Source organism: Aeromonas sp. BIGb0405 (genome assembly GCF_024807335.1).
GTDB lineage: Bacteria > Pseudomonadota > Gammaproteobacteria > Enterobacterales > Aeromonadaceae > Aeromonas > Aeromonas rivuli.
This window is the reverse complement of record NZ_JANUEP010000013.1, coordinates 39,764-64,732: the sequence shown is the minus strand read 5'-3', so window position 1 is coordinate 64,732 and position 24,969 is coordinate 39,764. Positions and strand designations below refer to the sequence as shown.

Below are 24,969 nucleotides of genomic sequence, written 5' to 3'. Positions count from 1 at the left end.
TCAGTTGCCGGACAGGGTCAGAATGCGGGAAAAATCCGATACCAGCGTTTTCATCACCACATGAGGCACCTGACCCGGGGCCGAGTCGGGCCGGAAGATAGCCTGCAACTGCCCCTGCGGATTGACCAACACTATGGAGGCTGAGTGATCGATCAGGTAGTCCTTCTCGCCCTGATCGGCGATGGAGTAGATGAGGCCGAGGTTGCGCACGAAGGGGAACAGGTTCGCGTGGGGGGCAGTCGCCGCCTTGAATTCAGGCTGGAAGAAAGCGACATAGCTCTTCAGACGCTCTGCGGTATCCCGCTGGGGATCCGCCGAGATGAATACCACTTGGCTACGGGCATCCAGCGCCTTCAAATCGGGATAGATGGACCTCAGATCAGCTAGCGTGGTGGGGCAGACATCGGGGCAGAAGGTATAGCCAACAAACAGGAAACTCCAATGCCCCTGCAAACTGGCGGGTGTGAAGGGTTGGCCATCAGCATCGGTCAGGGCGAAGGCGCCGAGATCGCGTCCGACCGGATAATAGGTCGCCTCCTCAGGCTCTTTGGGTTTATGGATAAACCAGGCGGTGGAAACACCCGCAACAAATACCAGCAACAACAGGGAAAAACGCCACTTAACCATAATCAATCCAGTGATCCGCCAACAAGATAATGAAGAGTACCATCAGGTGTGTGATGGAAAATTTGAAGCAGTGTATCGCAGTCTGTGCATCCGGCGAGAACTTGAGGCGCCAGGCCCACTGAATGAACCTCAGGTTGAGGCAGACACTTCCGAGCAGATAACCCCACCCAGCCATGCCAACCACCCAGGGCAACAGGCAGATCAGGGTCAGCAACAGGGTATAGAGCAACACACAGGTCTTGGTAAATTCGATGCCATGGGTCACCGGCAACATGGGGACATTCGCCCGCGCATAGTCATCGCGCCTGTGAATGGCCAAGGCCCAGAAATGGGGGGGGGTCCAGGTAAAGATGATGGCCACCAGCAGCAGGGCGTGGGGATCCAGGGAGCCCGTTACCGCCGTCCAGCCAAGCAGAGGGGGCATGGCGCCCGCCAAGCCGCCGATCACTATGTTCTGCGGTGTCGCTCGCTTGAGCCAGACGGTGTAGACGACGGCATACCCTATCAAGGAGCAGGCAGTCAGCCAGGCGGTGAGCCCGTTAACCCCCAGCCAAAGCGTGCCGATACCGCCAACACACAACAAGAGAGCGAAGGCCATCGCCTGCTGCGTCTCTATCCGGCCCCGCGCAACCGGTCTGTGATGGGTTCGCGCCATGCGCAAGTCTATGTGCCTGTCCAGCACATGATTGATGGCGGCCGCCCCTCCCGCCGCCAGGCCAATCCCGGTCAGCGTCAAAAACACCCGACCGAGACTAGGCACCTGTCCGGTGAGGTACATACCCACCAGCGCGGTCAGTAACAGGAGTGCAACCACCTTGGGTTTGGTAAGCATCAGATAATCTTGCCAACGCGACCAGGCCGTGGCGTACAACCCATGGGTTCGAATCATGTCATGTCTCCCTTATCCGGCCTGACTGGCGACCGAGCGCAAACCAGATGGTCACCATGGTGAGTAGCAGCAAGGCAGCAACCCCATTATGGGCCAGTGCCACCGGGAGAGGCAGCAACAAACCTATGTTGCTCACCCCCAAGACTATTTGCAGCAATACCAGGCTCGCCAGCACCAATCCCAAGCCCAACCGGCCCTCTCGACCGAGTCGCCAGGCCAGCAGCAGCAGGGTAAGCCCTGTGACGACGGCCCAACTTCTATGGGTCAGCTGTATCGTCATGCGAGCACCATATGGCAATACGCCGAATTGATAACTATCGCTAGGCGGCGGTATGGGGTCGAAGGCCTGGATAAAATCGAGCCAGCGCCACCAGGGCCCATCACACCAGGGCAGTTGATGGCAGGTGAGCGCCGCATAGTTGGCCGAAGTCCAGCCGCCCAATGCTATCTGCAGCACCAAGACCCCTAAACCGATGCGGGTCAGCCAGAGAGTGCGGGGGGGATAGGGCGTCGAGGGCGTTGACTCGGTGCCCGCCGACCAATGCCTCAAGTTAGCCAGCCAGAGCAGCGCCAATATGGTCATCCCCCCCAATAGATGGCCCATCACCACCAAGGGGAAGAGATTCATGGTCACCGTCAGCATACCCAGTGAGGCCTGGCCCAGTACCAATCCAAACGTCAGGCAGGCGAGCAGTCGGCCCTGTCGCCGGAGGAGGGAAACCAGTGTCATGGAAAGGATGACGAGACCAAGCACCCCGGCACAATAGCGATGGAGCATCTCATTCCAGGCGAGGTGCGGCTGCAATGGGGTATCAGGGAAACGATGCTCGGCCAATGTCAGCTCATGGCTCTGACTGGGAACCATGTGAAAACCATAACATCCTGGCCAGTCCGGACAGCCGAGGCCCGCCTCCGTCAGCCGGGTATAGGCCCCAAGTACGACTACCACGGCCGTGAGCAACAAGGCACACAGACTGATCCAGCGCATATAACCCCCAAGGCCCATGAGGCCAGATGGTTTATTGTTTTTATCCGATTCTTGATAATTTCAATAACTTGCGAAGGTCTGCCAACAGAGCCTCCCCGGCCGACAGTTCATTTCCTGCGGTAAGGGCAATGGGATAACGCAAGACCAACTGTCCTCTGGGGTCGGCGATATAGATGTAACCCTCCGCCAGCCCGGTCTGATTCACCGCAGTCTTGATCAGTGGATCCAAACTCTCGCTGCCCAGGCGCATGGGAACCACCCTGTCCCGCTCCTGGCCCAGTGCTAACCAGCTCTGGTGCAACAGATAGACGCCCGCCGAGCAGCGGGCATCGCAAACGGTATCGGTTGGCAACAGCAGATGCCAGCGGCCCTGTTGGGGCACCTGACCCTGCACCCATTCACCCTGGGCGGTTGCCCCCCCCTGAAACCAATGCTGGCTAAGCACCAGCCAGGCAATGGCAGGAGACGCCAAAAACACCAGCACCAGGACCAATAGTGGTGTCGCCTTCATTTCGCCTCCTTATCTCTGTGCGCATGTTCAGCCTCAACCTCGTGGGCTGTCTTGCGCCACCACCAAACTGTCAGGCCAATCAGGGTCAACGTCATGACAAACCACTGCACGGCATAACCTATATGCCGGGATGGTGCCATCGGCATCTCAGGCTGGCGATGTACCAACTCAGGCCAGGCCCCTCCTTCCTCTAGCACCAGTACGAAGGGCAATACCGGCTGATGCCACTGCTTAGCCAGCCAGGTAACATCTATCGCCTGGAGCCTATGTGGCCACTCTTCCTCCGCGTCGCCGAGGTGCAGAGGGGGACGATAGGGGCGAGCCACCCGTCCTCGAACTCGGTACTCTCCTGCCGGTTGTGAAACAGCTGGTATAACCTGACGATCTTGTCCTTGGGGCAGCCAACCCAGATCGACCAGCAATAACCCCTGTGCCGTAACCATAGGGCGTAAAACCTGGTAACCCGGCCGCCCTTGATAAACCTGGTTATCGAGGAAGAGGGTGATCCCTGGGGCAAATCCCCCTTCCATTGAGAGTTGATAGCCATACCTGTCCTCCTTGACCAACAGGTCCTGCAGACTCAGTTCGACTTGGCCACGCTGATGCATCTGGTCAAGCAACTGGCGCTTTTGCGCTGCACGAGTCAGCTGCCAACTGCCTAGCCAGACCATGAGCAACGCCATGGCAAAGGCCAGCACTAGCAGACCAACTCTTCCTTTTGCCCCTGCAAAGCCACCTATAATCACGTCATCGCCCGGAGAGTAACGACCATGATCATCAAATTGCTCCTGTTATCACTGCTCGCCATGGTACTGATTTCCCTGTTCAGGGCCCTGTTCCAACTGGTCAAGGGCCAGACTAACCTGCCGGCAAGCCACTACCTGGGACGCAGAGTGCTCTTCTCCGTGCTACTCGTCGCCCTGTTACTGCTGGCCATGCTGAGCGGCATGTTGACCCTCAACCCTTCGCCTTTATGAGCGCTCTCTAAAGGATATAGACGAAAACAAACAGGCAGAGCCAGACCACATCAACAAAATGCCAGTACCAGGCGCTTGCCAGAAAGGCAAAGTGTTGATGAGCATTGAAATGTCCCTTCATCACCCTGAGCCACATGATGAAGAGCATGAGGGAGCCGAGGAATACGTGCATGCCGTGGAAGCCGGTCAGCATGAAGAAAGTATTGCCATAGATGCCGGATTTGAGGGTCAGCCCCATCTCTGTATAGGCGTGGTAGTACTCGAAAACCTGCAATGAAAGGAAAAGAAGACCGAGCAGGACAGTGCTGCCGAGCAATACCTTGACCCTATTCCTATGTCCCTGTTCCAGGGCCTGGTGGGCAAACTGCAAGGTCACCGAGGAGCTGAGCAGTAACAGCGTGTTGGCCAGTGGCAATCCCTGCCAGGGCATGGCTTCAGTACGGGTGCCGCCGGGAGTGGTCACCAATGGCCAGATGGCCTTGAAATCAGGCCAGAGCACTTCGTGAGTACTGAGGTGATGAAAATGTTCCCCACCCAGCCAGGGAACAGATAGCACCCTTGCATAGAACAGCGCACCGAAGAAAGCGCCGAAGAACATCACCTCGGAGAAGATGAACCAGCTCATTCCCTGACGAAAAGATCTGTCCATCTGCTCGCTGTAGAGCCCGCTCATGGACTCATTGATGACGTGACCAAACCAGCCAAACAGCATGACTATGATGGTCAAGATGCCCGCCAATAACAGCCATCCTCCCGGGCTGCCATGACTTATCAGGGTACCGGCTCCGGATGCCATCAGGAACAGACCCAAAGCCCCCATGATGGGCCAGGGACTCTGCGCCGGGACATAGTAGCTATTCGCCATACTCGCCTCCGATACGGGGCTCGAGGCCTCGTCATGTGGGATCTCTTCAGCCATTCTGACCACCCTGCCCCATCGCCTTGGTCACGTCATACAGGGTGTAGGAGAGTGTCAGGGTATGCATCTCGGCTGGCAGGGCCTGATCGATATAGAAACGCAGCGGCAGCTCCGCTCTCTCTCCGATGGCCAAGTGCTGCTGCTGAAAACAGAAGCACTCTGTCTTGTGCAAATAACGGGCCCCCAGCCCGGGGGTCACTGAGGGTACGGCTTGCAAGACCCTGGCACTATCCGCCAGATTCTCGACCATGAAATGGGTGCTGCTCAGCTCGCCAGGATGCACTTCTATCCGTTGTACGATCGGGGCAAATTTGCCCTCGAAGCCCGGGAAGGGATAGGCAACCAGTTCCAATGTCACTGTGCGGGATCGGTCAACCTCTCCGCTGGCTGCCGCAGCCGCCACCGGCTCCGTCTTGCCGTTTATCCCCGTTATCTGGCACAGAACGTCATACAAAGGCACAAGCGCATAACCAAACCCGAACATCAGTAGCGTGATCAGCACTAGTTTGAGGGTGAGCTTTGCATGCATGTCACTTCACCTCGGGAGGAGTTGTGAAGGTGTGGTATGGCGCTGGCGATGGCACTTCCCACTCCAGACCCTGGGCACCATCCCAGGGTTTGGCTGGTGCGGCGGCGCCACCTCGGATGCATTTGATCACCACGTAGAGAAAGATGAATTGGGACAGACCGAATGCGAATCCCCCCAGGCTGACGATGCTGTTCACATCGGCAAACTGGATTGAATAATCAGGGATCCGCCGTGGCATGCCTGCCAGACCGAGGAAATGCATCGGGAAGAACAAGACATTGACCGAGATGACGGAACACCAGAAATGCCACTGGCCGAGCCGCTCGTCATACATGTGCCCTGTCCATTTAGGGAGCCAGTAATACGCCGCAGCCATGATGGAGAAAATGGCCCCCGTCACCAGTACATAATGAAAATGTGCCACCACGAAGTAGGTATCGTGATACTGAAAGTCCGCCGGTGTGATGGCCAGCATCAGCCCGGAGAATCCCCCCATGGTAAACAGCACTATGAAGGCAATGGCGAACAGCATGGGCACCTCAAAGCTGAGCGACCCGCGCCACATGGTAGCCACCCAGTTGAATACCTTCACGCCAGTTGGCACCGAAATGAGCATGGTGCAATACATGACGAAGAGTTCGGCAAACACCGGCATGCCGGTGGTGAACATATGATGAGCCCACACCAGGAAGCTCAGCCCGGCAATCGAGGCGGTGGCATAGACCATGGAGCTATAGCCAAACAGCGGCTTGCGAGAGAAGGTGGGGACTATGGCCGAGATGATGCCAAAACTCGGCAATATCATGATGTAGACTTCGGGGTGACCGAAGAACCAGAAGATATGCTGGAACATGACGGGATCCCCACCTCCGGCTGCATCAAAGAAGCTGGTACCGAAATATTTGTCGGTCAACACCATGGTCACCACGCCGGCCAGCACGGGCATGACGGCGATCAGCAAGAAGGCAGTCACTAGCCAGGTCCAGACGAACAGAGGCAGTTTCATCCAGGTCATGCCTGGCGCCCTCAGGTTACAGATGGTCACTATGACGTTAATGGCCCCCATGATGGAGCTGATCCCCATGATATGGATGGAAAAAACAAACAGTGCCGTGCTATCAGGGGAGTAGTGGGTAGAGAGCGGCGCATAGAAGGTCCAACCGAAATTGGGGCCCCCACCCTCGGTGAACAGTGACCCCAGCAGGATCAGGAAAGCGAATGGCAGTATCCAGAAGCTCCAGTTGTTCATGCGCGGCAATGCCATGTCTGGTGCCCCAATCATCATGGGGATCATCCAGTTGGCCAACCCGGTGAACGCGGGCATGACGGCGCCAAATACCATCACCAGACCGTGAACCGTGGTCATCTGGTTGAAAAAGGCGGGCTCAACCAGTTGCAATCCCGGCTGGAACAGCTCGGCCCGGATCACCATGGCCATGGCTCCCCCGGTCAAAAACATGGCGAAACTAAACCAGAGATAGAGGGTTCCAATGTCCTTGTGGTTGGTGGTCAGCAACCAACGCAGCAAGCCTCTGGGCTTATGGCCATGTTCTGCCTGATGATCGACATCCGTGACGACACTCATCTTGCTCTCTCCTACCTGGTTTTTCCCTTGAGGAAGGCATCTACATCCTTGGCCTGCACTTCATCGCCCTTGTTATTACCCCAGGCATTGCGCTCATAGGTGATCACGGCTGACAGCTCCTGCAGACTTAGCTGATTGGCGAAGGCCTGCATGGCCGTCCCTGGTTTTCCGTGCAGTACCCGCTCCAGGTGATCCGCCTTGGGGCCCATCGCAATGGGGCTGCCTTTGAGAGCGGGGAAAGCACCAGGCACCCCTGCTCCATTCGCCATATGACAGGCGGCGCAGTGGCCCAGATAGATCTTCTCGCCAAGTTTCATCAATTCGTCCCGACTCATGGTCATGGCCAGCAGTTTCTGCTCCTGCTCCTTGGCCGCCAGCTGCTCGGTTCGGGTCTTGCTCAACCACTGATTAAACTCGTCCTCAGACTTGGCGATCACCACTATGGGCATGAAACCATGTCCCTTGCCGCACAACTCGGCACATTGGCCGCGATAGATACCGGGTTGATCGATACGGGTCCATGCCTCGTTGATGAAGCCTGGGTTGGCATCCTTCTTCACCGCGAAAGCGGGCACCCACCAGGAGTGGATCACATCTTGGGAGGTGATGAGAAAACGTACCTTCTTGCCAGTGGGCAGCACCAAGGGGCGATCCACCTCGAGCAGGTAGTTCTCTCCTTTGTTGCGCTTGTTATCGATCTGCGCCTGAGGCGTCGCCAGCAGGCTGTAGTATTCGACGCCATCATCGAAGTAGCGGTAATGCCACTTCCACTGCGACCCCGTTATCTGCACAGTCAGGTCGGCATCGGTTGTATCTTCCATGGCGATCAGGGTACGAGTGGCCGGAATGGCCATGCCAATGAGGATGAGGAAAGGGATCAGGGTCCAGAGGATCTCGACTCTGGTACTCTCGTGGAAATGGGCGGCTTTCGCTCCCTTATCCTGCCGATGGTGCCAGATGGCCCAGAACATGACCCCGAACACCACCAGACCTATCAAGGCGCAGATGATGAGAATGGTCATGTGCAAGTCATAAACGTTACGACTGACGGCGCTGACACCCTCCGTCATGTTGAAGCGCATACCATTGCCGAGCGCAACACCGCTCCAGGCACACAGGAATATTGAGAGAGTAATCAGGACTCTTTTCACTCTGCCCCCATTTTTAGCGCTGCCCTGTCGGGCATTTCTTCCCTGAGATTGGTCTTTGGTGCCAATCGACAGGTTAAGTAAAGCAGCAAATGAGAATGTGTGAAAAAAGTGTTAAAAAAGAATTTGAAAAAACAGGCGGGAATAACAAGGCCCCTCAACGGGGCCTGGGGTTACATCCAGTCAGCGTTGCGGATCACGCCAACCGCCAACCCCTCAATGGTGAGATGCTGACTCGCCAGATCGACGGCGATGGGTTGTAACTCTTCGTTTTCGGGTAGCAGCCACACTTGGCTACCTTTACGCTGGAAGCGTTTGACAGTCACATCCTCATCGAGGCGCGCCACCACGACTTGACCGTTGCGAACCTCTTGGGTCTTGTGTACCGCGAGCAGATCACCATCCATGATACCGATGTTCTTCATACTCATGCCCTGCACGCGCAGCAGGAAGTCGGCTCTCGGGTGAAACAGAGCGGGATCGACTTTATAGTGGCTCTCGATATGTTCCTGGGCCAGGATGGGCTCGCCGGCCGCGACCTTGCCGATGAGCGGTAAACCCTGATCTTCGTTCGCTGCCGCCTCGACATCGTCGAGCAAGAGCCGAATGCCACGGGAAGTGCCTGGTAGTATCTCTATGGCCCCTTTCTTGGCCAGGGCTTTTAGATGTTCTTCAGCAGCATTGGCCGACTTGAAGCCGAGTTTCTGGGCGATCTCGGCGCGCGTCGGCGGCATACCGGTCTCGCTCATGTTGGCCTTGATGAGATCCAGCACCTGAGCCTGGCGGGGAGTAAGGGGTTTCATAAGATTGGCACCTGTTTTTTTATACAGCACACTGGCAGTATATACAGTGTGTTGACCAAGGCAAGGTTCGACTGACAATTGTCGCGCTCTGAGCTCAAATAACCCGGATCCCGTCCCCTAACGCGGACTCATCGTACCTCTCGGCGACAAGCACGGCATGATTTGCTATGCTCACGCCGCCTTTTTTTGGAGAGCAGACGCATATGTCCCTTGGGCAGAGAATTTCCAGAGCCATACTGCAATGGCCGGTCAGTGGCTTGGTCAATCACAAGAGCCTGCCGGAAAATCCCATCGCAGAGCTCGACCTGGACCCGGCCAGACCCATAGTCTATGCCCTGAAAACCAGTTCAATCACCGATCTGCTGACCCTTCAGCAGTGCTGTGAAGATCTCGACCTGCCGGGCCCTTTCACCCCCCTGACACTGGGAGGAGAAACCGTCCCTCGCTACGTCTGCCTCGACCGGCCACCCCCCCTGTTTGGTGCTCGCAGCAAGCCACTCCCCTTCCTGCAAGAGTTTCAGCAGTTACTGGATCTGCATAAGCGTGATGCCGGGCTGGACGTACAGATAGTGCCCATCACTCTGTTCTGGGGCCGCGCCCCGGGCCGTGAAGGAGAAGAAGCCTCCGGCTGGAACATCATCAGTAGCCTGGCCCCCAACCGGCTCAAGAAAGCGCTGATCGTGATCCTCAAGGGCCGGGAAAACCTGGTGCGCTTCTCGCCGCCGCTCTCCCTGCGCCAGATGGCTGACAAACATGGCACAGATCAGGCCATCGCCCACAAGCTGGCGCGAGTCGCTCGCATCCACTTCAGCCGCCAGCAGCTGGCCGCGACCGGCCCCAAGCTGCCTAATCGCACCCTGTTATTCAGGCAGCTTCTAGACTCCGGGGTGATTCAGCAGGCCATAGAGGAAGAGGCTGAGCGCGATAATATCAGCCTCGACAAGGCCCAGAAGCGCGCCCATGACTACATGGATGAGATCGCGTCTGACTTCTCCTATCGGCTGATTCGGCTGGGGGAGAGCTTCCTCGGCTGGCTCTGGAACAAACTCTACCGCGGCCTCTCGGTCAATGGCGCCGAGAAGGTACGGCAACTGGCCCAGGAGGGCCACGAGATCGTCTATGTGCCCTGCCATCGCAGCCACATGGACTATCTGCTGCTCTCCTACGTCATCTACCACCAGGGCATGGTGCCGCCTCATATCGCCGCGGGCATCAACCTCAACTTCTGGCCGGCCGGTCCCCTGTTCCGCCGTGGCGGTGCTTTCTTCATTCGCCGCACCTTCAAGGGCAATCCCCTCTACAGCACTGTGTTCCGTGAATACCTCAACCTGCTGTTTGCCAAGGGTTATTCGGTGGAGTTCTTCACCGAGGGCGGACGTTCGCGCACCGGTCGCCTGCTCCCCCCCAAGACCGGCATGCTGGCCATGACGCTGCAGGCCATGATGCGTGGCCTGGACAGGCCGGTGACTCTGGTCCCCGTCTATCTGGGCTACGAACACGTGATGGAGGTCAACACCTACCACAACGAGCTCAAGGGCAGTCGCAAGGAGAAGGAGAGCTTCCTGCAGGTGCTGGGCATACTGCGCAAGTTGCGCAACTACGGCCGCGGCTTCGTCAACTTCGGTGAGCCACTGACCCTCAATGGTTATCTCAACGAGCATGTGCCCGAATGGAAGGCTGATATGGGTCGGGACGAACGCCCGGAGTGGATGGCGCCCACCGTCACCCGGCTGGCCGAGCTGCTGATGACCCGCATCAATGACGCCGCCGCCGTCAACGGCCTGACCCTGAGCGCCCTGGCACTGCTGGCCGCCGAGCGTCATGCCTTGACCCGCGACGAGTTGCAGGCCCAGCTCAATACCTATCTGGATTTGCTCAAACAGGTACCCTACAGCGAGCACAGCACCTTGCCGGAAGCGGATGCCAAGGATCTGCTGGATCAGGCCATGGAGCTCAACAAGTTTCAGGTCAGCGAAGACAAGCTGGGGCAGATCATCAGCCTGGACCGCTATCAGGCGATCCTGCTGACCTACTACCGCAACAATATCTTGCACCTGTTCGCCCTGCCCTCACTGGTGGCGGCGTTGATCGAGCGTTGCGAGGGGATCTCTCGCAACGAGATTGTGGCTCGCTGCATCGACATCTATCCCCTGCTCAAGACGGAGCTGTTCCTGCGTTATGAAGAGGATGAGCTGCCCAGTCTGATCGATGCCCTGCTGGCCGAGCTGCAACGCCAGCAACTGATCGAGTCCCGAGATGGCGGTCACTGGGTCAACCTCGGTAACCAGATGCGCCTGCTGTTGCTGGCCGAGAGTATCCAGGAGACGCTGCAGCGCTATGCCATAGTGCTGACTCGCATGCTTGCCCAGCCTCGCATAGAAGCTGAACAGCTGGAGGCTGACGGCCTGATGATGGCGGAGCGACTCGGTACTCTGCATGGCATCAATGCCCCCGAGTTCTTCGACCAGAAGCTGTTTAGCACCCTGATCCATACCCTGCGCAGCGAAGGGTATCTGGACTCGGGCAGCAAGCCCGACCTCGGGCGCTTCCAGGCCCTGGCCGACAACATACTGCCCCTGCTCAGCAACAAGATCCGCCGCACCATACGGGCGGGCAACCAGTAAGCCAGACCCGCTGATTGAATGGGAGTGCAAAGCAAGAACCAAGGGGCCCCAGCACGGGGCCCCTTGTCTATGCCGCGCCCCCATGACGCGGCCCACACCAATGCAATGAAGGCCGCACGGGCGGCCTTCATTGCACTCAATCGTCCAGGGTTTACCAGTAGTGCAACACCAGACCTGCAAACACCAGGGCGCCGGCATAGTTGTTGTTCAAAAAAGCCTGAAAGCAGGCCGCGCGATCTCGCTCGCGAATGAGTCGCTGCTGGTAGACAAACAGGATGGCGGCACCGAGCAGGCACCAGTAATAGCTGGCGCCTAGCGCCATCATTTGGCCGATCCCCAGCAGGATCAGCAGGGTCGCCAGTTGCAGTACTCCGATGATCAACTTGTCGAAGCGACCAAACAGTATGGCGCTCGACTTGATGCCGAGTCGCAGGTCATCATCTCTGTCCACCATGGCGTACTGGGTGTCATAGGCGATGGTCCACAGCAAGTTGGCCAGGAAGATGAGCCAGGCTACCGGCGGCAGCGCATCGGCCGCCGCCGCATAGGCCATGGGAATGGACCAGGAGAAGGCCAGGCCGAGCACCAGCTGGGGAATGGAGATAAAACGCTTCATGAAGGGGTAGCAGACAGCCAGCAGCAGACCGGCAAACGACAAACCTATGGTAAGCGCATTCTGGGTCAGCACCAAGGCAAACGAGAGCAGAGCCAGCACAGCAAACAGCAACAGCGCCTCTCTCGGGCTCACCTTGCCCATGGGCAGAGGTCGCCCCGCGGTACGCTTCACATGGCCATCGAAATGGCGGTCCGCATAGTCATTGATGACACAACCCGCCGAACGCATGGAGAAGACCCCGATCACGAACACCAGCAAGGTACCAAGATTGGGCAGGCCGTCGGCCGCCAGCCAGAGCGCCCACAGGGTCGGCCAGAGTAGCAACAGTGTGCCGATCGGCTTGTCGAGCCGGGCCAGCTGGGCATAGGCCAGGCCACGCTCCTTGGTCAATACAGTCACAGCAACTCCTTGTATAAATTCGGGAAAATCAAGGCTGACGGAGAAAGCATCCTGAGGGCTGACGCCCCTGGGGCAACCCGAGCCTCTCCATCACCCCAGTTGTCGAGGGGAGGATTGCATCGCGCATCCCAATCCGGGCAGCAATACCTCATGCACCAAGAGAGGCCAGCCGTTGAGATAGAGCCGTGAGCGTCGCCCCCAGACCACGCCCGCCTCACCCGCCTCATCCATCAGCTCGAAACGGGCCAGCTGCAGGCCGTCACGCTGAGCGGGGGCCACCCCGAAAATGCGATCGCCCAAGGGTTGTTCGCCCAGCTGGTTGAGTGCGGCGCCGCTCAGGGCCGCATCGGCAAACAGAGTCCAACCCAGGACGGCAGGCCCGCCATCCCCATGCAGGATCACCTCCCGCCGCAGTCCGGTCACGACGCCGAGCAGATCCTGTTCATCCGGCGTCAGTGCCTGATGGTGGTGACCGAGCAGCTCCAGAGAGAAGTGAGTATTGTGGCGGCGCAGACGCGCCGTCATGGACCCGGTATCGAGTAGCCAGGGGGCCAGTTCGGCTGGCGGCATGGCACTGGCTGGCGCCAGCCAGTCGCTTATCCGCATGAGGGGAACAGTCAGCTCGGATTTCACCGCATCACCATCCAGAGAGTTCCGTTATTAGGTTAAAATCCGGTTTATTATCCGTAAATCGATCGAAAAATGTAAGGAAATCCGTGCTTGACGCCCCAGCAGGCAACATCAAAAATGGGACATCTCACCAGTCTGAGTCCCCTACCATGCCCTATGTACTGAAACACGCTCGCCAGCTCGCCATGTTGCTGCTTGTTCTGCTGGCCAACCCGGCTTGGGCAGAAGAGTCCACCGATGCCGCCGCCCAACAGGATGGGGTTGCCTACCATCCCCTGGAGCCGGATATCATCACCAACTACCTGAGCGAGGGCAAGACCCTGGGCTATGTGCGGGTCACCGTCGAGCTCATGGCCGAGAACCATGGGGATCTCAAGTTGCTGGAGACCCATGATCCCTTGATCCGCGACGCCATCATACGGCTGATGGGCAGCAAGACCGCCGAACAGATCAAGTCTCTCCCTAGCCGCGAAGAGCTGCGCAAGGAGTGCGAGGCCAGAGTCAATGAACTGCTGGTGCGTGAGACGGGCAAGAAGGCGGTCAAGGAGCTGATCTTCACCAAATTCCTCTACCAGTGAACCCGTTGCGGGCCCACTGTATTAGTAATGCAAATCGATTAGAATACGGCGATACATTAGCCAAGGTGGTCGGATCCTATGGGCAACAAGACCCTCTGTGAGTGGCGCCGCCACGAGATCCCCTTCGATCTCAAGGCCCTGCGCAAGATAGTGCGCAAACCCAAGTTCATCTGCGGAAAATGCGCCCGCAGCGCCAATGACAAGAGCTACCTCTGCCAGCCGCTGCGCCTCAAGGAGTAGTCACCCGGCCTCCTTCCTGTCACCCGGATCGGCAGGAGGCGGCGGCTATCCTCGTCAGCACCGTCATGGGCAGGGTGAACTCACCATTCCCCCTGAACCTCTACTGATCTGTCCAGCTCTGGCGCCCCTGAGCAAACAGCTTGCGCGCTTGCGCATCATTGGGGCAGACCCCGCGATACTCCTCGCCTGAGCGCCCCGCCAGATAGAGGTGCTCGGGGCGACAATACCAGGCCAATCCCCTCTTGCGGCCCTGTTCCCAGAGAGCTTCATCGACCTTGATACCGCACTGGGTCTGATGGAACTCGACCCTCTGTTCGGTAAACCCCAGCTTGCCATCGGCTTCGCCAACCTGATCCCACTGCTTTTCACAGGGGTCATCCGAGTTGGAAACGCAGCCGCCAAGCAGGGCGGCGCAGAGTATGAGTAATGGGCGCATCTTCATCCTTGAGCGTCATTCGGGCTTTCATTCTAACGAGCCGATGCCCCACCACCAAGCCCGCTTTGCGGGTGCCAAACAAATCAGGCGGGCCCTTGGCCCGCCTGAACTTGTACTACCCGGTATCATTGGTCGTCTAGGTCGTCGTCAAACTGCCAACTGTCGTCGTCCAACTCCTCCAACTGCTCTTCCCAGGATTCCGGCTCCCAGTCATCGTCGAGCTCGTAATCCGGCTTGTGTCCACCCATGCTCATTCTCCTTGGATAGTGCACCCGCCCTCAAAGTCTATCCAGAAAAATGGAGGCTGCCAGTCAGGCAGGTTCTAGCCTTGCAGCTTAATCACCGTCCAGGCTGGCTAAACAGCGGGAGAGCGTGCGCGCCAGTGCCCCTTGATTGCGCAGCACCACGGCGCGGGCCTGCTCACCCATGGTGCGACGGGCGCCTCCGTCGGCGAGCAGCGCGCTCACCCGGTTTCCCAGCTCGTACTCATCGGCCACCACCTGGCCCCCGCCCTGAGCCACTAGCTGACGGGTGATATCACTGAAGTTGAAGTAAGCGGGTCCGGTCAGGCAGGGCTTGCCCAGGGCCGCCGGTTCCAGCAGGTTGTGACCGCCGACCTTCACCAGACTGCCGCCGACGAAGGCCAGATCGGCCGCCGCCAGCATCAGTGGCAACTCCCCCATGGTATCGCCGAGATAGACCTTGTCGCCCTCTTCGACCCGTTCAGCCTGACGCTGATGCTGAGAGCGACGCACGCAGCCATAGGAGGCGCACAGCGCCGCCACGCTGTCGAACCGCTCCGGATGACGCGGCACCAGGATCAGCAGGGCGGTCGGGTGTGCCACCAACACCCGATCGAAAGCGGCCAGCACCTGCTCGTCTTCCCCCTGATGAGTGCTGGCGGCGATCCAGACCGGTCGCTCGGCGCCCAGGGCCAGGCGCAGGGCGTGGCCCTTGCTCTGCACCTCATCACCAAACTGGATATCGAACTTGATGGAACCCGTCACCGCCAACCTCTCTTTGCCTATGCCGAGCCGATGAAAGCGGTCCGCATCATCCTGATGCTGGCAGAGCAGCAGACTGAGCGGGCGACTCAATGCATCAAAGGCCCCCTGAAAGCGACCATAACGCTGGCAGGATCGCTCGGAGAGACGCCCATTGATGATGGTCACAGGCAGGTGACGTGCCTCGCAGGCGTGCAGCCAGTTCGGCCACAGCTCGGTCTCCATTATCCAGAGGGCACGAGGCTGGAAGCGCTTGAGGAAGGCGGCGATCGCCCAAGGGTAATCGAGAGGCGCATAGCGGTGCACCACCAGATCCCCGAGCTTGGCCGCCTGTTCGGCGCCGGTACGGGTGGTGGTGGTGAGCAGAATGGGCAAGTCCGGCCGCTCGGCCTTGAGGGCGCGAATGAAAGGGCTGATGGCGAGGGTCTCACCCACGCTGACCGCGTGGATCCAGAGTGGCGCCTCCTGCCCGGTCGGCGGTACGCGGCCCAGATGCTCGGCCCAGCGCGCACCAAACCCCGGCTTGCCTCGCTTCGGCTTGTAGAGCGCCAGCAACGCCAACGGCAAGCCCAGATGGATCAGCAGGTTGTAGAGCAGCCGATAGAGCATGCTATTCCGGCTCCGACCGCTTGCCCGCATTGGCAACAAAATGCGGTGGGTCAACCCGCTGTAGCGCTATCGGCTGAGCCGCCGACTCGCCGCACTCCAACCGCTTGCCCGCCTCTATCACCTGTTCCGGCATCAGCTCGATCAGGCACTTGAGGTGACCAAACTTGCAGGTGCGCTTGAAGCAGGGACGGCATTCGATGTCGGTGTGCACTATCTCGACCCTGTCTGCCAGCGGTGGCGTATAGAGCGGCGAGGTGGAGCCATAGACCCCGATCAACGGCCGGTTGAGGGCGGCGGCGATGTGCATCAGGCCGGAGTCATTGGAGATGACCCGCCCGGCCAGCGCCATCAGATCGATCGCCTCATACAGGCTGGTCTTGCCCGCCAGTACATGGCAGTTGGGCCGTGACAGCGGATTGATCCGCTCGCGGATGGTATTGGCCACAGGCACATCCTTGCCCGAGCCGAAGATCCATACCTGCCAACCCTCATCCAGATGCTTCTGCGCCACCACGGCATAGTGCCCTTCCGGCCAGCGCTTGGCCGGACCGAACTCGGCGCCTGGGCAGAGCACCAGCACGGGACGGGCACTGCTGAGCCCCAATCGCTCCAGCGCCTTGCCCTGATTGACCAGATCGACATTGAGCGACGGATGGGGAATGGCGGGAATATCGGCCCGGCTCTTCATCTGCGCCTTGGGATAGGCCAGCGCCAGATAGGCCTCTACCATCAGCGGGAAGGCAGACTTGTTGCTGCGCATGTCGTTGAGCAGGCCGAAGCGGTGCTCCCCCTTCCAGCCGGTGCGCACCGGTATCCTGGCGAACCAGGGGATAAGTGCCGATTTGAGCGAGTTGGGCTGGATGATGGCTTGATCGTACTTCTCAGCGGCAAGCTGCTTGCCGAGCCGACGCCGCTCCCCCAACTTGAAATCACCGTGACCCAGGGGCATGGCGACCGCCTTGTCCACCTCGGGCATGCGTTCGAGCAGAGCCCTGCACCAGGCGGGCGCCATCACATGCAGCTCACAGTCCGGGTGGTTGGCCTTGATCGCCTTGTAGAGGCTCTGGGACATCACCATGTCGCCGACCCAGGAGGGGCCGATCACCAATATCTTCATGCTTGTTCTGTTCCTGCGTCTTGCAACATGCCGCTCACGAAGTCGTCGCCAGATACCCAGCTGAACACCTCATGGGCCTTTATGTGAGTCTGAAAATAGCTATGCAGACCATAGTGATGATAACCATCTCGTCTGACAGTACGGCCCCACCAGCGTTTGAACCGCTTCTCCAGCCGGTCCTTGGCATGCAGATCGTGCATCGTCTCCATGGCGACCACTTTCTCTTTTTGGCGCGCCAGCGTCAGGGGGTGGCTGTAACAGTGCCAAGGCCCCAGCCTGGAGTGTTCACTCTGCCAGGGGGGCAAGGTGGTGCCCGCATGCTCGGGGCCATAAGGGAAATCATGGACCTTGCGCAGGTGATTCGCATAGAGCAGCACCCGGGACGGGCAGTGCCCGCTCTGCTGGATAGCCAGCGCCAAGGCTTGGGCAGTGGCAACGTGGTCGCCATGGGGATCCACCTCGGGGTGGGTCACCAGGACGCTGCTCGGCCGCACCCGCATCAGCAGCGCCGCGAGATCGGCCACCAGCAACCGGCCGCGGTTGGCAGCCTGCTCGTCACCCGGCAAGGGTTGGGGATTCCAGCGCCGAAACGGCGCCGGTGTCAGTTCGGGTAACTGAGCATGGGCGACCAGGCTGTCCGGGTCAGCCACCAGCTTTGCCAGGCTGTCATTGAAGTAACCCAGGCAAAACAGGCGAGCCGCGCTCACCCCAGCCAGCAGAGGCGTGGTCACACTGTTCCAGGCCCGGATCATCCCCTTGCGCGCCGAGGCGCTCGCCAAGTCGCCATCCAGGCCGGGAATATATTGGCGATCCAGCCGGCCAAGCTTCTCCCCCGCACTCAGGGTCACTATCCAACTGCGTTCGGCATGGTCGCTGTAGAGGCCAAAGGCGGCCAGCTCGGCATCGTCCGGATGAGGGGAGAGAATAAGCACGGCCCCATCTTCCAGTGCCGGATTGGCAAAGGCCAACAGGCGGGCTTCTGCTTGCCAGCGACAATCCCGTCCCTGCAGCGCTATCTCGTCCAGCCGGGTCAAGCCGGTCAGATTGAGGAAACGCCGGCCACGCTGGTTCGCCTCGAAGAACTGCTGCTGGCCAGACGCTGCCCCGGCGATGCCGATGCGCCCCTGGCGCCGTTTGTGGGTCGCTTCATAACCAAACTCCAGCAACAGGGTGTGATTGACCAGCTCACCCACGGCGCTCGCATCCAGTTTGCCATCCGGCGACAGCGTGACGGGGGAAACCCAGCTTGGGGCCAGGGGGTAACTGTGATCCAGCATCGTCATGATTTAATCCTCAATGAGGGCGAGGAAACGGCGGGCAATCTCGCCATCGTCGAACCGGTCAACCCAGTGGGGCTGGATCTGGACAGGGTCAGCCAGGGCTTCACGCATCTTGGCGGCCAGGGCGGCCTCATCATGGGCGGCCAACAAGCGGGTCTGTTCTTCGATCAGCACCTCGCGAATGCCACCCGGTACATCGGTGGCAACGGCCTGGGTGCCGCAGGCCAGGGCTTCAATAAGCACCAGCCCAAGTCCCTCGGTCCTGGAGCTGAGTATGAAGGCCTCGGCCCCTGCAACCCAGGGATAGGGATTGGCTTGATGGCCGAGCAGTATCACTCGCCCATCCAGCGCCAGAGTCTGTATCAGCCGCTCCAGCGAGGCTCGCTCGCTACCCTCTCCGATAATCACCAGCTTGCAATCGAGTTCGGCCCGCTTGAAGGCCCGCAGCAGCAGGGCCTGATCCTTCACAGGTACCAGGCGTGCCACGTGCACCAGGAAAGGTCCCGTAATGGGGGGATCTTGAGCGAGCTGCGCCAGCCGACGCACCCGCGCCAGCGGGACACCATTGTGGATCACCGCCTGTCGTGCCGGCCGGACCGAGAAGTGTGACAGCATCTGTTGCAGCACCTCGGCGATACCCTGGGAAACGCAGATCACCTGCTTGTCCTGGAACAGCTTGGCGGCGAGCCAGCCGCCGAATCGATAGTGGCGCAGCTTGGAAGAAGGTCCCTCCACCAGTTGCCAGCAGCGTGGGTCATGCAAGTCCCACAACAATTCGAATGCCCCCTGGCCCCGGATCAGGATCTGATCGAAGGCACCATATTGCGCCTCCCACTCGGCGATCCTGCGTCTGGCCAGCGCGCTGGTGCGCCAGCCCGTCCAGACGAAGCCCGAGCCAGGCAGCAGATGCTTGAGCAGACCCCGCCCGAGCAGATCGCAACTCAGCCCCAACAAGCCGCGCCGGGCTTCCCGCTCGATATCACCGCCCGCATGGAGATGCACCGCGGGATCCGGCATCAGTCTGGCCTCGCCACGCAGCACCCAGACATGCACCTCATGACCCTGGGCTACCATGGCGTTGGCCAGCGTGATAGTGGCCTGCTCTATGCCTCCTGCCTGCAAGCGACGCAATATGATCAGAATGCGCTTCATCTGACTTGATCCGTACAACCCTGCGGATAGCGGCGGCGCCAGCAGAGAGTGATCAGACCCCCGAGGATGATGTTGAACACGAAGGTACCGGTACCAAACGACATATAGGACTCAAAGTTGTTCACAATGACCCAGAAGACGAAGAAGCAGAAACCGAACACCAGTACATCGGTCGGCATCAGCCGTGCTCGCCAGGTAAGCCAGCAGTCACGGCCGATGACAATGGCCAGGGCGAGCAACATGAGCGAACCAGCCAAGCCATAGCTGAGCTGAACTTCGAGGAAGTAGTTGTGCAGATGACCAAACTGCTGTTTGACCCAGTCGGGCAACACATCGGAATGACTGATGACCCGACTGCGGGCCTGGGAGCCCCACCCAAACCAGGGACGCTCAGCTATCTTGTCGGCAGCCACTTTCCAGGTGTTGGCCCGTATTCCAACGCTGGTATAGGGGATATCGTCCCAGTCACCATGCAATAGCTGCTGAATGACAGGGGCCTCCTGCTCATACCGCTTCTCGACATGGGAGAGACCCCGTTGTCCCAAGCTGACAAATAACAGGGCTGTGCCCATCAGCAGCAACGCCAGCACCCAGCAGCGCGGTCGCTTGAGCCAGATCCAGAACACCAGAGCCAGCAGCAGAGCCGCGAAAATCGCGATGAAAATGGCCCGGGTCTGGGTCACGATGATCCCCAGTACCGCCACCCCCAGCACCCCAGCCCAGAGCGGCAGCCGCCACCAGCGCTGTGCGCCGACCGATAACCAACGCTGGCTAAAACAGAGGCAACCCAGCATCAGGGTACCGAAATACATGGCGATATGCTGGGCGTTGCGGATGCCAAAATCGACTCTCTGCCCTGACAAGCCTTGCTGCCAGGTGCTCCAGTCGGCTGGCGAACCCAGCACACTAAACAGCAATCCCAAGGCGGCGATGCCCCACAGCCAGAAGACATTGCGCAGCCTGCCCGCCAGCAACACGGCGGTGGCAAAGAAGAAGAAGATCTTGGTCAGCCGATCGAGATGGGGGTTTGAGCTGGTAATGACGGTCGGTTCCAGCAGGCCCAGTAGCCAGGGGATGAGCTGGACCAGCAACGCCAGCCACACAAACTTGAAGTAGACGTCCAGACCCATGCGCCTGTGGGAGCTCAGCATCAGCAGCAGCGTCATGGCAAGGAACCCGACTTCCATCGCCTTGCCTATGCCACCGAACCAGATGCGACAGAGCGCATAGATAAGCAGGCAGGCCACCCCCAGCATTCTCAAATAGGGGGTCATCCCTTCCCCAGGGACGCTGCTCCATTGCCCATCCAGACTTTTTATTATGTTTTTATCCAATTTATGGTGCTCGGTCAGGCAGGGACAGGGCCTCAAACTGAGGCAGTACGCTCTCGGCCAGGAAGGCTTGATAATAGTCGGCAGTGATAGTCACAGGAGAGGCATCCATCCGGCCGATGGCATCGGCCAGCGCCACCTCATCCTGCAATGGCACCAGGAAGGCGGCCAACTCGCCGGTCAGTATCTCTTTCGGGCCAGAGGGGCAATCGACACTGACGATGGGAGTCCCCAGAAACAGCGACTCGATCAATACCCTGGGTAACCCCTCCCCATCCGAGGTGAGGATCAGCGCCTTGGCATGCTTGATATAAGGATAGGGATTGGTCTGATAGCCGGGCAGGATCACCTGCGCCTCCAGATCCAGCTCACGAATGAGCGATCGCAATCGCGCCTCCTCTTCCGGCTTGCCCTTGCCAAGCAGCAGTAAGGGAGTGCTCACCCCGCTGGCTTTATAGGCTCGCAACAGCCGATCATGACGCTTGCGATGCTCAAAGGTGCCCACGTTGATCAGATAGTCCCCGGTCGGCACAGCGGCGGGTTCGGCAGCCATGCGCACGAAGCCATCTCGCTCATAGGGGTTATAGATGGCCAGGATACGCTCAGGTTTGAGTTCGGCATCCTGCAGCAAACCGTCGACTACCCCCTGAGAGCAGCCGATCACCTTGCGGCCATTGTAGAAGCGCTGCAGCTTGGCCTTGGCTTTCGCCTTGCTCTTGGCGGTGTAGCGGGAGGCGAGCATGTTGCTCTTCACCCAGAACCAGAGGTTGGGGTGTTTGATATGGCGAGTGATCTTGTCACAGGAGCAGGAGAGCACCACATGGGGATCGAGACGGCGAATGGCCCGGGCGATGAACCAGGCTTGCCACTTTTCAACCAGCATATTGGAGATGGCCTTGGTGATGCCATTGACCAACGCCAGGTTGATCACCTCGAGGCCGGGGGGAAGACGATGCTCGATCAGGTCACGCAGTATGAAGACAGTCACCTGATGACCGCGTTGACGCAGCCCTTCCGCCGTGTTGATGAGAGACTTCTGCGCGCCGCCACCATACAAATCTTCAATCACGAATACGAAACGCTTGGAGTTCATGCATCATCTCATCAAGGAATAACATCGATAACCGAGTCGGCTGCTGGCCGACCCGTCAGCCGTGCTCCTATAGCCAGTCACACCCGCGGATGGGCTGCCTGCGACAGGGGTGAATAACACCCTGGTCCGGGTGAATATTCATCCTGGCTGCCAAAAAATTAATTGCCACAGCCATAAATCTGCACAACTCATGCTTGGCGAGCAAATCATATCCGGCGATTTTCCGTGACCCCCTGCGGCAAGTCAAACTTTGCCCACCAAACTTGAATCAGGATAGAATGGGGCTCACCTCCCTTTGCCGGTTATTTCCATGGAACAACAAGAAGCTGTCACCCTGGCGGTGGCCCTGACCACCTTTAACAGCATGCGCTGCCTGCCAATGGTACTGGACAGTGTGCAAGGGCTGGCGCAGCGTATCGTGGTCGTCGATTCAGGCTCCACCGATGGCACCCGCGAGTATGCAACCGAACGCGGCTGCATCGTCATCGAACGTCCCTGGCCCGGCCCGCTCAAGCAGAAAGTCTTCGCCATGGAACAGTGTGCTCCGGCCAAGTGGATCCTGCTGCTCGATTCCGACGAATCCCTCGAGCCCGAGCTCAGGAGCGATATGGAACGGGTGCTGCAAGAAGACGTTCTGACCATCAGTGCCTGGGAATTCCAGCGCAAGATCTGGTTCCTCGGCGGCTGGCTGCATCACATGTATCAGCCGGAATGGCGTCTGCGCCTGGTGCGCAGCGATCAGTGGCGCATGGAGGGCAAGATGGACCTCTATCACGACAAGCTGGTCACGGACGGCAAGGTCGGCAAACTCAAGGGCATCTGCCGCCATGACTCCTATGCCGACATCAAAGATGCGGTGATGCGGGCCCAACGCTACGCCGAACGCGCCGTTGGCCGAGAAATGAAAGGGGGCCGCTGGTATGACTTCGCCTGGTGCATCGTCGATGTGCTATGGCGTCACGGTATTCGTCAGCGCGCCTTCCTCGATGGCAAACGCGGCCTCATCATGCTCGGCATTACCATGGCCTCCAAGCTGATCCGTCAGGCCTACTTCTGCCAGCAGCGTCTGCAACCGCCCAAGAAAGATTGGGAAAACCCGGTCGTCTAACCGACCCACTTGACCAACAGGTTATCATCAGGGCCCATAATGGGCCCTGAATCATTTCTGTCACCGATCAGCTCGCCTGCCAGAGCGGCTTGCCCCATTGGGCGATGGCACTGGCCATGGTCTTGGGATCGAGCTGACTCATGTCCTCCGGATGATCGCTGTCCTCCGGCGGGCTGAAGGCCAGGTGGCGTCCCTCTTGATTGAGGGGGCGCCAGCGCAGCGGCGTGGCAGAGCGATGGGCCGGGAAGAAGCCCACCGTCGGCACATCCAGGGCGGCGGCAATGTGCAGAGGGCCTGTGCTACCGGCCATAAACAGAGCGGCATTGGCCAGCACCTGGCAAAACTTGGGCAAGCCTTCATCCGAGCGATAGATCCAGCCATTGCCGCCATGGGCCAGCAATTCGGCCGCCAACTGCTCCGCCTTGCTCTCCTCTCCTGGGCCCGCGGTCAGCACACACTGCAGCTCGGGACAAGCCTGGTTGAGTTTGATAATGAGCCGGGCGTACTGCTCGATGGAGAGGTTATTGGCCGAGCCGCCACTGCCGGCATGGACCATCAACCAGGGACGCGTCACATCGAGGCCCAGCTTTTGCGCCGTCTGACTGCGTACCTCCACAAGAGACTGGCCATCGAAGCGCAAGTAGGGCGCTTGTGGCTCAATCACCTTCGCCTGTTGATCGGTCAGGAAGTGACGGATCAAGTCGAGATTGTATTCATACTCCGGCTTCTGGGAGCGAGAGCGGCGCTGCACCAGCCGCTGATTGTAGAGCACTTGCGCCAGCTTGGTCGCCGGCGCCAGCCGGTAAGGGATATGGGCTTTCCACACCAATTTTGCATTGCGGGTATTGGAGAAGAGGCAGATAGAGGCATCGAAGGCGGCGGCCTTGATGCGTGCCAGCAGAGCACGCTGCTGCTCCTTGTCGGCCTGGGCGCCCGGATCCAGGATCACCTCGTCAATCCAGGGACAGAGCCGGGCCAGCGGTGCCGTGTAGCCGGGAACCAGGGCCGTCACATGGCAGTTCATGGAGTGCTTGAGCATGGCAAAACTTGGCCAGGCCAGCATAAAGTCACCAATCTTGTCATTGCGAACGACCAGAATGCGTTTCATAAGAGATCCCTTTGCTCCCCACACCCAAAGCGGGGAGGCTGAATGCGCGATGGGGGTATTCTTGCCTGATGCACTGCTATTCTCAAGCGACGACCTTATAATGCGACCAATTTTCCGGTTGCAGGACGCCAACACATGAGCACCAGGGTTATCTATCCGGGGACTTTTGATCCCATCACCAATGGCCACACCGATCTGGTGGGCCGGGCCGCCCAGTTGTTTGACGAGGTCGTGGTCGGCGTCGCCAACAGCCCCAGCAAGCGGCCGCTATTCGATCTGGCCGAGCGGGTCGCCCTCGCCCGTGAAGTCACGTCTCATCTGGGCAACGTCACCGTGGTCGGTTTCTCCGGCTTGCTGGTCAATTTTGCCCGGGAGCAACATGCCAATGTGCTGATCCGTGGCTTGCGCGCCGTTTCCGACTTCGAATACGAATTCCAGCTTGCCAACATGAATCGCCGGTTGATGCCGGAGTTGGAAAGCGTCTTCCTGACCCCGGCCGAGGAGAACTCCTTCATCTCCTCCAGCCTGGTCAAAGAAGTCGCCCTGCACGGCGGCGACATTCACCAATTTGTCGATCCCAGAGTCTGCCTGGCAATCGCCGCCAAGCTCGCCAAGTCGTGATCCAAGACCCCTACACCACAAGATTCATCGCAAAAGAGCAGGCCAAG

At 59.2% G+C, this 24,969-nt stretch carries 27 protein-coding genes; 6 read left to right on the top strand and 21 right to left on the bottom strand.

What is annotated here, in order from left to right; genetic code table 11:
- From M2366_RS18315 to M2366_RS18295, 5 genes are read right to left on the bottom strand one after another with little or no spacing between them, the layout of a single operon-like run.
- Positions 1 to 627, bottom strand: coding sequence for an SCO family protein (locus tag M2366_RS18315; RefSeq protein ID WP_259270352.1), 627 nt, complete (start codon positions 625 to 627; stop codon positions 1 to 3).
- Positions 620 to 1,516 carry a heme o synthase gene (gene cyoE / locus M2366_RS18310; protein WP_259270351.1) on the bottom strand — a complete coding sequence of 299 codons (897 nt, stop codon included), beginning with the start codon at positions 1,514 to 1,516 and terminating at the stop codon, positions 620 to 622. Before cyoE ends, M2366_RS18315 begins: the two co-directional genes overlap by 8 nt.
- A gap of 1 nt (position 1,517) precedes the next feature.
- Positions 1,518 to 2,504: a heme A synthase gene (locus M2366_RS18305; RefSeq protein WP_259270350.1), complete on the bottom strand. Its 987-nt coding sequence runs from the start codon at positions 2,502 to 2,504 to the stop codon at positions 1,518 to 1,520.
- Positions 2,505 to 2,544: 40 nt separating this feature from the next.
- On the bottom strand, positions 2,545 to 3,015 hold the full coding sequence (locus tag M2366_RS18300; protein ID WP_042042740.1) for a hypothetical protein: 471 nt from the start codon (positions 3,013 to 3,015) through the stop codon (positions 2,545 to 2,547).
- Positions 3,012 to 3,713: an SURF1 family protein gene (locus M2366_RS18295; RefSeq protein ID WP_259270349.1), complete on the bottom strand. Its 702-nt coding sequence runs from the start codon at positions 3,711 to 3,713 to the stop codon at positions 3,012 to 3,014. The genes M2366_RS18300 and M2366_RS18295 overlap by 4 nt, the downstream gene beginning before the upstream one ends.
- Before the next feature lie 72 nt (positions 3,714 to 3,785).
- Here M2366_RS18295 and M2366_RS18290 point away from each other — a divergent pair, with 72 nt between their 5' ends.
- On the top strand, positions 3,786 to 3,992 hold the full coding sequence (locus tag M2366_RS18290) for a DUF2909 family protein (RefSeq protein ID WP_259270348.1): 207 nt from the start codon (positions 3,786 to 3,788) through the stop codon (positions 3,990 to 3,992).
- Between the two features lie 7 nt (positions 3,993 to 3,999).
- Here the strand turns inward: M2366_RS18290 and M2366_RS18285 are convergent, their stop codons facing one another.
- From M2366_RS18285 to lexA, 5 genes are all read right to left on the bottom strand, one after another.
- A complete protein-coding gene (locus M2366_RS18285; protein ID WP_259270347.1) occupies positions 4,000 to 4,857 on the bottom strand; it encodes a cytochrome c oxidase subunit 3 in 858 nt (285 codons plus the stop codon).
- 46 nt (positions 4,858 to 4,903) lie between these two features.
- Positions 4,904 to 5,440, bottom strand: coding sequence for a cytochrome c oxidase assembly protein (locus M2366_RS18280; RefSeq protein WP_259237661.1), 537 nt, complete (start codon positions 5,438 to 5,440; stop codon positions 4,904 to 4,906).
- 1 nt (position 5,441) lies between these two features.
- Positions 5,442 to 7,025, bottom strand: coding sequence for a cytochrome c oxidase subunit I (gene ctaD, locus M2366_RS18275; protein WP_224431551.1), 1,584 nt, complete (start codon positions 7,023 to 7,025; stop codon positions 5,442 to 5,444).
- 11 nt (positions 7,026 to 7,036) lie between these two features.
- Positions 7,037 to 8,176: a cytochrome c oxidase subunit II gene (gene coxB, locus M2366_RS18270; protein WP_259237664.1), complete on the bottom strand. Its 1,140-nt coding sequence runs from the start codon at positions 8,174 to 8,176 to the stop codon at positions 7,037 to 7,039.
- Between the two features lie 170 nt (positions 8,177 to 8,346).
- Positions 8,347 to 8,976 (bottom strand): transcriptional repressor LexA, encoded by a 630-nt coding sequence (gene lexA / locus M2366_RS18265; protein WP_042042748.1) that lies wholly within the window; start codon positions 8,974 to 8,976, stop codon positions 8,347 to 8,349.
- 203 nt (positions 8,977 to 9,179) lie between these two features.
- Between lexA and plsB the strand changes: the two genes are divergently transcribed.
- A complete protein-coding gene (gene plsB / locus M2366_RS18260; protein ID WP_259270346.1) occupies positions 9,180 to 11,600 on the top strand; it encodes a glycerol-3-phosphate 1-O-acyltransferase PlsB in 2,421 nt (806 codons plus the stop codon).
- A gap of 151 nt (positions 11,601 to 11,751) precedes the next feature.
- Here plsB and ubiA read toward each other — a convergent pair whose 3' ends face one another.
- A complete protein-coding gene (gene ubiA / locus M2366_RS18255) occupies positions 11,752 to 12,615 on the bottom strand; it encodes a 4-hydroxybenzoate octaprenyltransferase (protein ID WP_042042751.1) in 864 nt (287 codons plus the stop codon).
- Positions 12,616 to 12,705: 90 nt separating this feature from the next.
- On the bottom strand, positions 12,706 to 13,248 hold the full coding sequence (locus tag M2366_RS18250) for a chorismate lyase (protein WP_259270345.1): 543 nt from the start codon (positions 13,246 to 13,248) through the stop codon (positions 12,706 to 12,708).
- Positions 13,249 to 13,406: 158 nt separating this feature from the next.
- Here M2366_RS18250 and M2366_RS18245 point away from each other — a divergent pair, with 158 nt between their 5' ends.
- Positions 13,407 to 13,823, top strand: coding sequence for a flagellar basal body-associated FliL family protein (locus M2366_RS18245; RefSeq protein ID WP_404972810.1), 417 nt, complete (start codon positions 13,407 to 13,409; stop codon positions 13,821 to 13,823).
- 78 nt (positions 13,824 to 13,901) lie between these two features.
- Complete coding sequence (locus M2366_RS18240) at positions 13,902 to 14,063, top strand: hypothetical protein (RefSeq protein WP_157014033.1); 162 nt, start codon at positions 13,902 to 13,904, stop codon at positions 14,061 to 14,063.
- A gap of 100 nt (positions 14,064 to 14,163) precedes the next feature.
- Here M2366_RS18240 and M2366_RS18235 read toward each other — a convergent pair whose 3' ends face one another.
- The 8 genes from M2366_RS18235 to M2366_RS18200 all read right to left on the bottom strand — a co-directional run bounded on the left by M2366_RS18235 (position 14,164) and on the right by M2366_RS18200 (position 22,085).
- On the bottom strand, positions 14,164 to 14,499 hold the full coding sequence (locus tag M2366_RS18235; RefSeq protein ID WP_042042753.1) for a DUF2799 domain-containing protein: 336 nt from the start codon (positions 14,497 to 14,499) through the stop codon (positions 14,164 to 14,166).
- A gap of 125 nt (positions 14,500 to 14,624) precedes the next feature.
- The gene (locus M2366_RS18230) at positions 14,625 to 14,747 is read right to left on the bottom strand and encodes a hypothetical protein (protein WP_152435948.1); all 123 of its coding nucleotides are present in this window, start codon (positions 14,745 to 14,747) and stop codon (positions 14,625 to 14,627) included.
- An 87-nt stretch (positions 14,748 to 14,834) separates the two neighbouring features.
- A complete protein-coding gene (gene waaA, locus M2366_RS18225; RefSeq protein ID WP_259270344.1) occupies positions 14,835 to 16,112 on the bottom strand; it encodes a lipid IV(A) 3-deoxy-D-manno-octulosonic acid transferase in 1,278 nt (425 codons plus the stop codon).
- A gap of 1 nt (position 16,113) precedes the next feature.
- Positions 16,114 to 17,229, bottom strand: coding sequence for a lipopolysaccharide heptosyltransferase II (waaF, locus tag M2366_RS18220; RefSeq protein WP_259270343.1), 1,116 nt, complete (start codon positions 17,227 to 17,229; stop codon positions 16,114 to 16,116).
- Positions 17,226 to 18,512, bottom strand: coding sequence for a PIG-L deacetylase family protein (locus M2366_RS18215; RefSeq protein WP_259270342.1), 1,287 nt, complete (start codon positions 18,510 to 18,512; stop codon positions 17,226 to 17,228). The genes waaF and M2366_RS18215 overlap by 4 nt, the downstream gene beginning before the upstream one ends.
- 3 nt (positions 18,513 to 18,515) lie before the next feature.
- Positions 18,516 to 19,661, bottom strand: coding sequence for a glycosyltransferase (locus M2366_RS18210; protein ID WP_259237681.1), 1,146 nt, complete (start codon positions 19,659 to 19,661; stop codon positions 18,516 to 18,518).
- Entirely contained in the window at positions 19,658 to 20,935 is a 1,278-nt protein-coding gene (locus M2366_RS18205; RefSeq protein WP_259237682.1) for an O-antigen ligase, read from the bottom strand. Before M2366_RS18205 ends, M2366_RS18210 begins: the two co-directional genes overlap by 4 nt.
- 61 nt (positions 20,936 to 20,996) lie before the next feature.
- Positions 20,997 to 22,085 carry a glycosyltransferase gene (locus M2366_RS18200; protein ID WP_259270341.1) on the bottom strand — a complete coding sequence of 363 codons (1,089 nt, stop codon included), beginning with the start codon at positions 22,083 to 22,085 and terminating at the stop codon, positions 20,997 to 20,999.
- Between the two features lie 310 nt (positions 22,086 to 22,395).
- Here M2366_RS18200 and M2366_RS18195 point away from each other — a divergent pair, with 310 nt between their 5' ends.
- Positions 22,396 to 23,193, top strand: coding sequence for a glycosyltransferase family 2 protein (locus M2366_RS18195; RefSeq protein ID WP_259270340.1), 798 nt, complete (start codon positions 22,396 to 22,398; stop codon positions 23,191 to 23,193).
- Positions 23,194 to 23,260: 67 nt separating this feature from the next.
- On the opposite strand, the gene M2366_RS18190 is transcribed toward M2366_RS18195, so the two are convergent.
- Positions 23,261 to 24,301, bottom strand: coding sequence for a glycosyltransferase family 9 protein (locus tag M2366_RS18190; protein ID WP_042042762.1), 1,041 nt, complete (start codon positions 24,299 to 24,301; stop codon positions 23,261 to 23,263).
- Positions 24,302 to 24,436: 135 nt separating this feature from the next.
- Between M2366_RS18190 and coaD the strand changes: the two genes are divergently transcribed.
- Complete coding sequence (coaD, locus tag M2366_RS18185) at positions 24,437 to 24,922, top strand: pantetheine-phosphate adenylyltransferase (RefSeq protein ID WP_259270339.1); 486 nt, start codon at positions 24,437 to 24,439, stop codon at positions 24,920 to 24,922.
- The last annotated feature ends 47 nt before the right edge of the window (positions 24,923 to 24,969 follow it).

Coding starts and splice junctions, on each gene's coding strand:
- waaA (WP_259270344.1), bottom strand. CDS start 16,112: ATGCTCTATCGGCTGCTCTACAACCTGCTGATCCATCTGGGCTTGCCG.
- ctaD (WP_224431551.1), bottom strand. CDS start 7,025: ATGAGTGTCGTCACGGATGTCGATCATCAGGCAGAACATGGCCATAAG.
- M2366_RS18300 (WP_042042740.1), bottom strand. CDS start 3,015: ATGAAGGCGACACCACTATTGGTCCTGGTGCTGGTGTTTTTGGCGTCT.
- M2366_RS18230 (WP_152435948.1), bottom strand. CDS start 14,747: ATGGGTGGACACAAGCCGGATTACGAGCTCGACGATGACTGGGAGCCG.
- M2366_RS18305 (WP_259270350.1), bottom strand. CDS start 2,504: ATGCGCTGGATCAGTCTGTGTGCCTTGTTGCTCACGGCCGTGGTAGTC.
- waaF (WP_259270343.1), bottom strand. CDS start 17,229: ATGAAGATATTGGTGATCGGCCCCTCCTGGGTCGGCGACATGGTGATG.
- M2366_RS18200 (WP_259270341.1), bottom strand. CDS start 22,085: ATGAACTCCAAGCGTTTCGTATTCGTGATTGAAGATTTGTATGGTGGC.
- M2366_RS18235 (WP_042042753.1), bottom strand. CDS start 14,499: ATGCGCCCATTACTCATACTCTGCGCCGCCCTGCTTGGCGGCTGCGTT.
- M2366_RS18190 (WP_042042762.1), bottom strand. CDS start 24,301: ATGAAACGCATTCTGGTCGTTCGCAATGACAAGATTGGTGACTTTATG.
- M2366_RS18280 (WP_259237661.1), bottom strand. CDS start 5,440: ATGCATGCAAAGCTCACCCTCAAACTAGTGCTGATCACGCTACTGATG.
- cyoE (WP_259270351.1), bottom strand. CDS start 1,516: ATGATTCGAACCCATGGGTTGTACGCCACGGCCTGGTCGCGTTGGCAA.
- M2366_RS18290 (WP_259270348.1), top strand. CDS start 3,786: ATGATCATCAAATTGCTCCTGTTATCACTGCTCGCCATGGTACTGATT.
- M2366_RS18285 (WP_259270347.1), bottom strand. CDS start 4,857: ATGGCGAATAGCTACTATGTCCCGGCGCAGAGTCCCTGGCCCATCATG.
- coaD (WP_259270339.1), top strand. CDS start 24,437: ATGAGCACCAGGGTTATCTATCCGGGGACTTTTGATCCCATCACCAAT.
- M2366_RS18240 (WP_157014033.1), top strand. CDS start 13,902: ATGGGCAACAAGACCCTCTGTGAGTGGCGCCGCCACGAGATCCCCTTC.
- M2366_RS18215 (WP_259270342.1), bottom strand. CDS start 18,512: ATGACGATGCTGGATCACAGTTACCCCCTGGCCCCAAGCTGGGTTTCC.
- lexA (WP_042042748.1), bottom strand. CDS start 8,976: ATGAAACCCCTTACTCCCCGCCAGGCTCAGGTGCTGGATCTCATCAAG.
- plsB (WP_259270346.1), top strand. CDS start 9,180: ATGTCCCTTGGGCAGAGAATTTCCAGAGCCATACTGCAATGGCCGGTC.
- M2366_RS18210 (WP_259237681.1), bottom strand. CDS start 19,661: ATGAAGCGCATTCTGATCATATTGCGTCGCTTGCAGGCAGGAGGCATA.
- M2366_RS18195 (WP_259270340.1), top strand. CDS start 22,396: ATGGAACAACAAGAAGCTGTCACCCTGGCGGTGGCCCTGACCACCTTT.
- M2366_RS18315 (WP_259270352.1), bottom strand. CDS start 627: ATGGTTAAGTGGCGTTTTTCCCTGTTGTTGCTGGTATTTGTTGCGGGT.
- M2366_RS18205 (WP_259237682.1), bottom strand. CDS start 20,935: ATGACCCCCTATTTGAGAATGCTGGGGGTGGCCTGCCTGCTTATCTAT.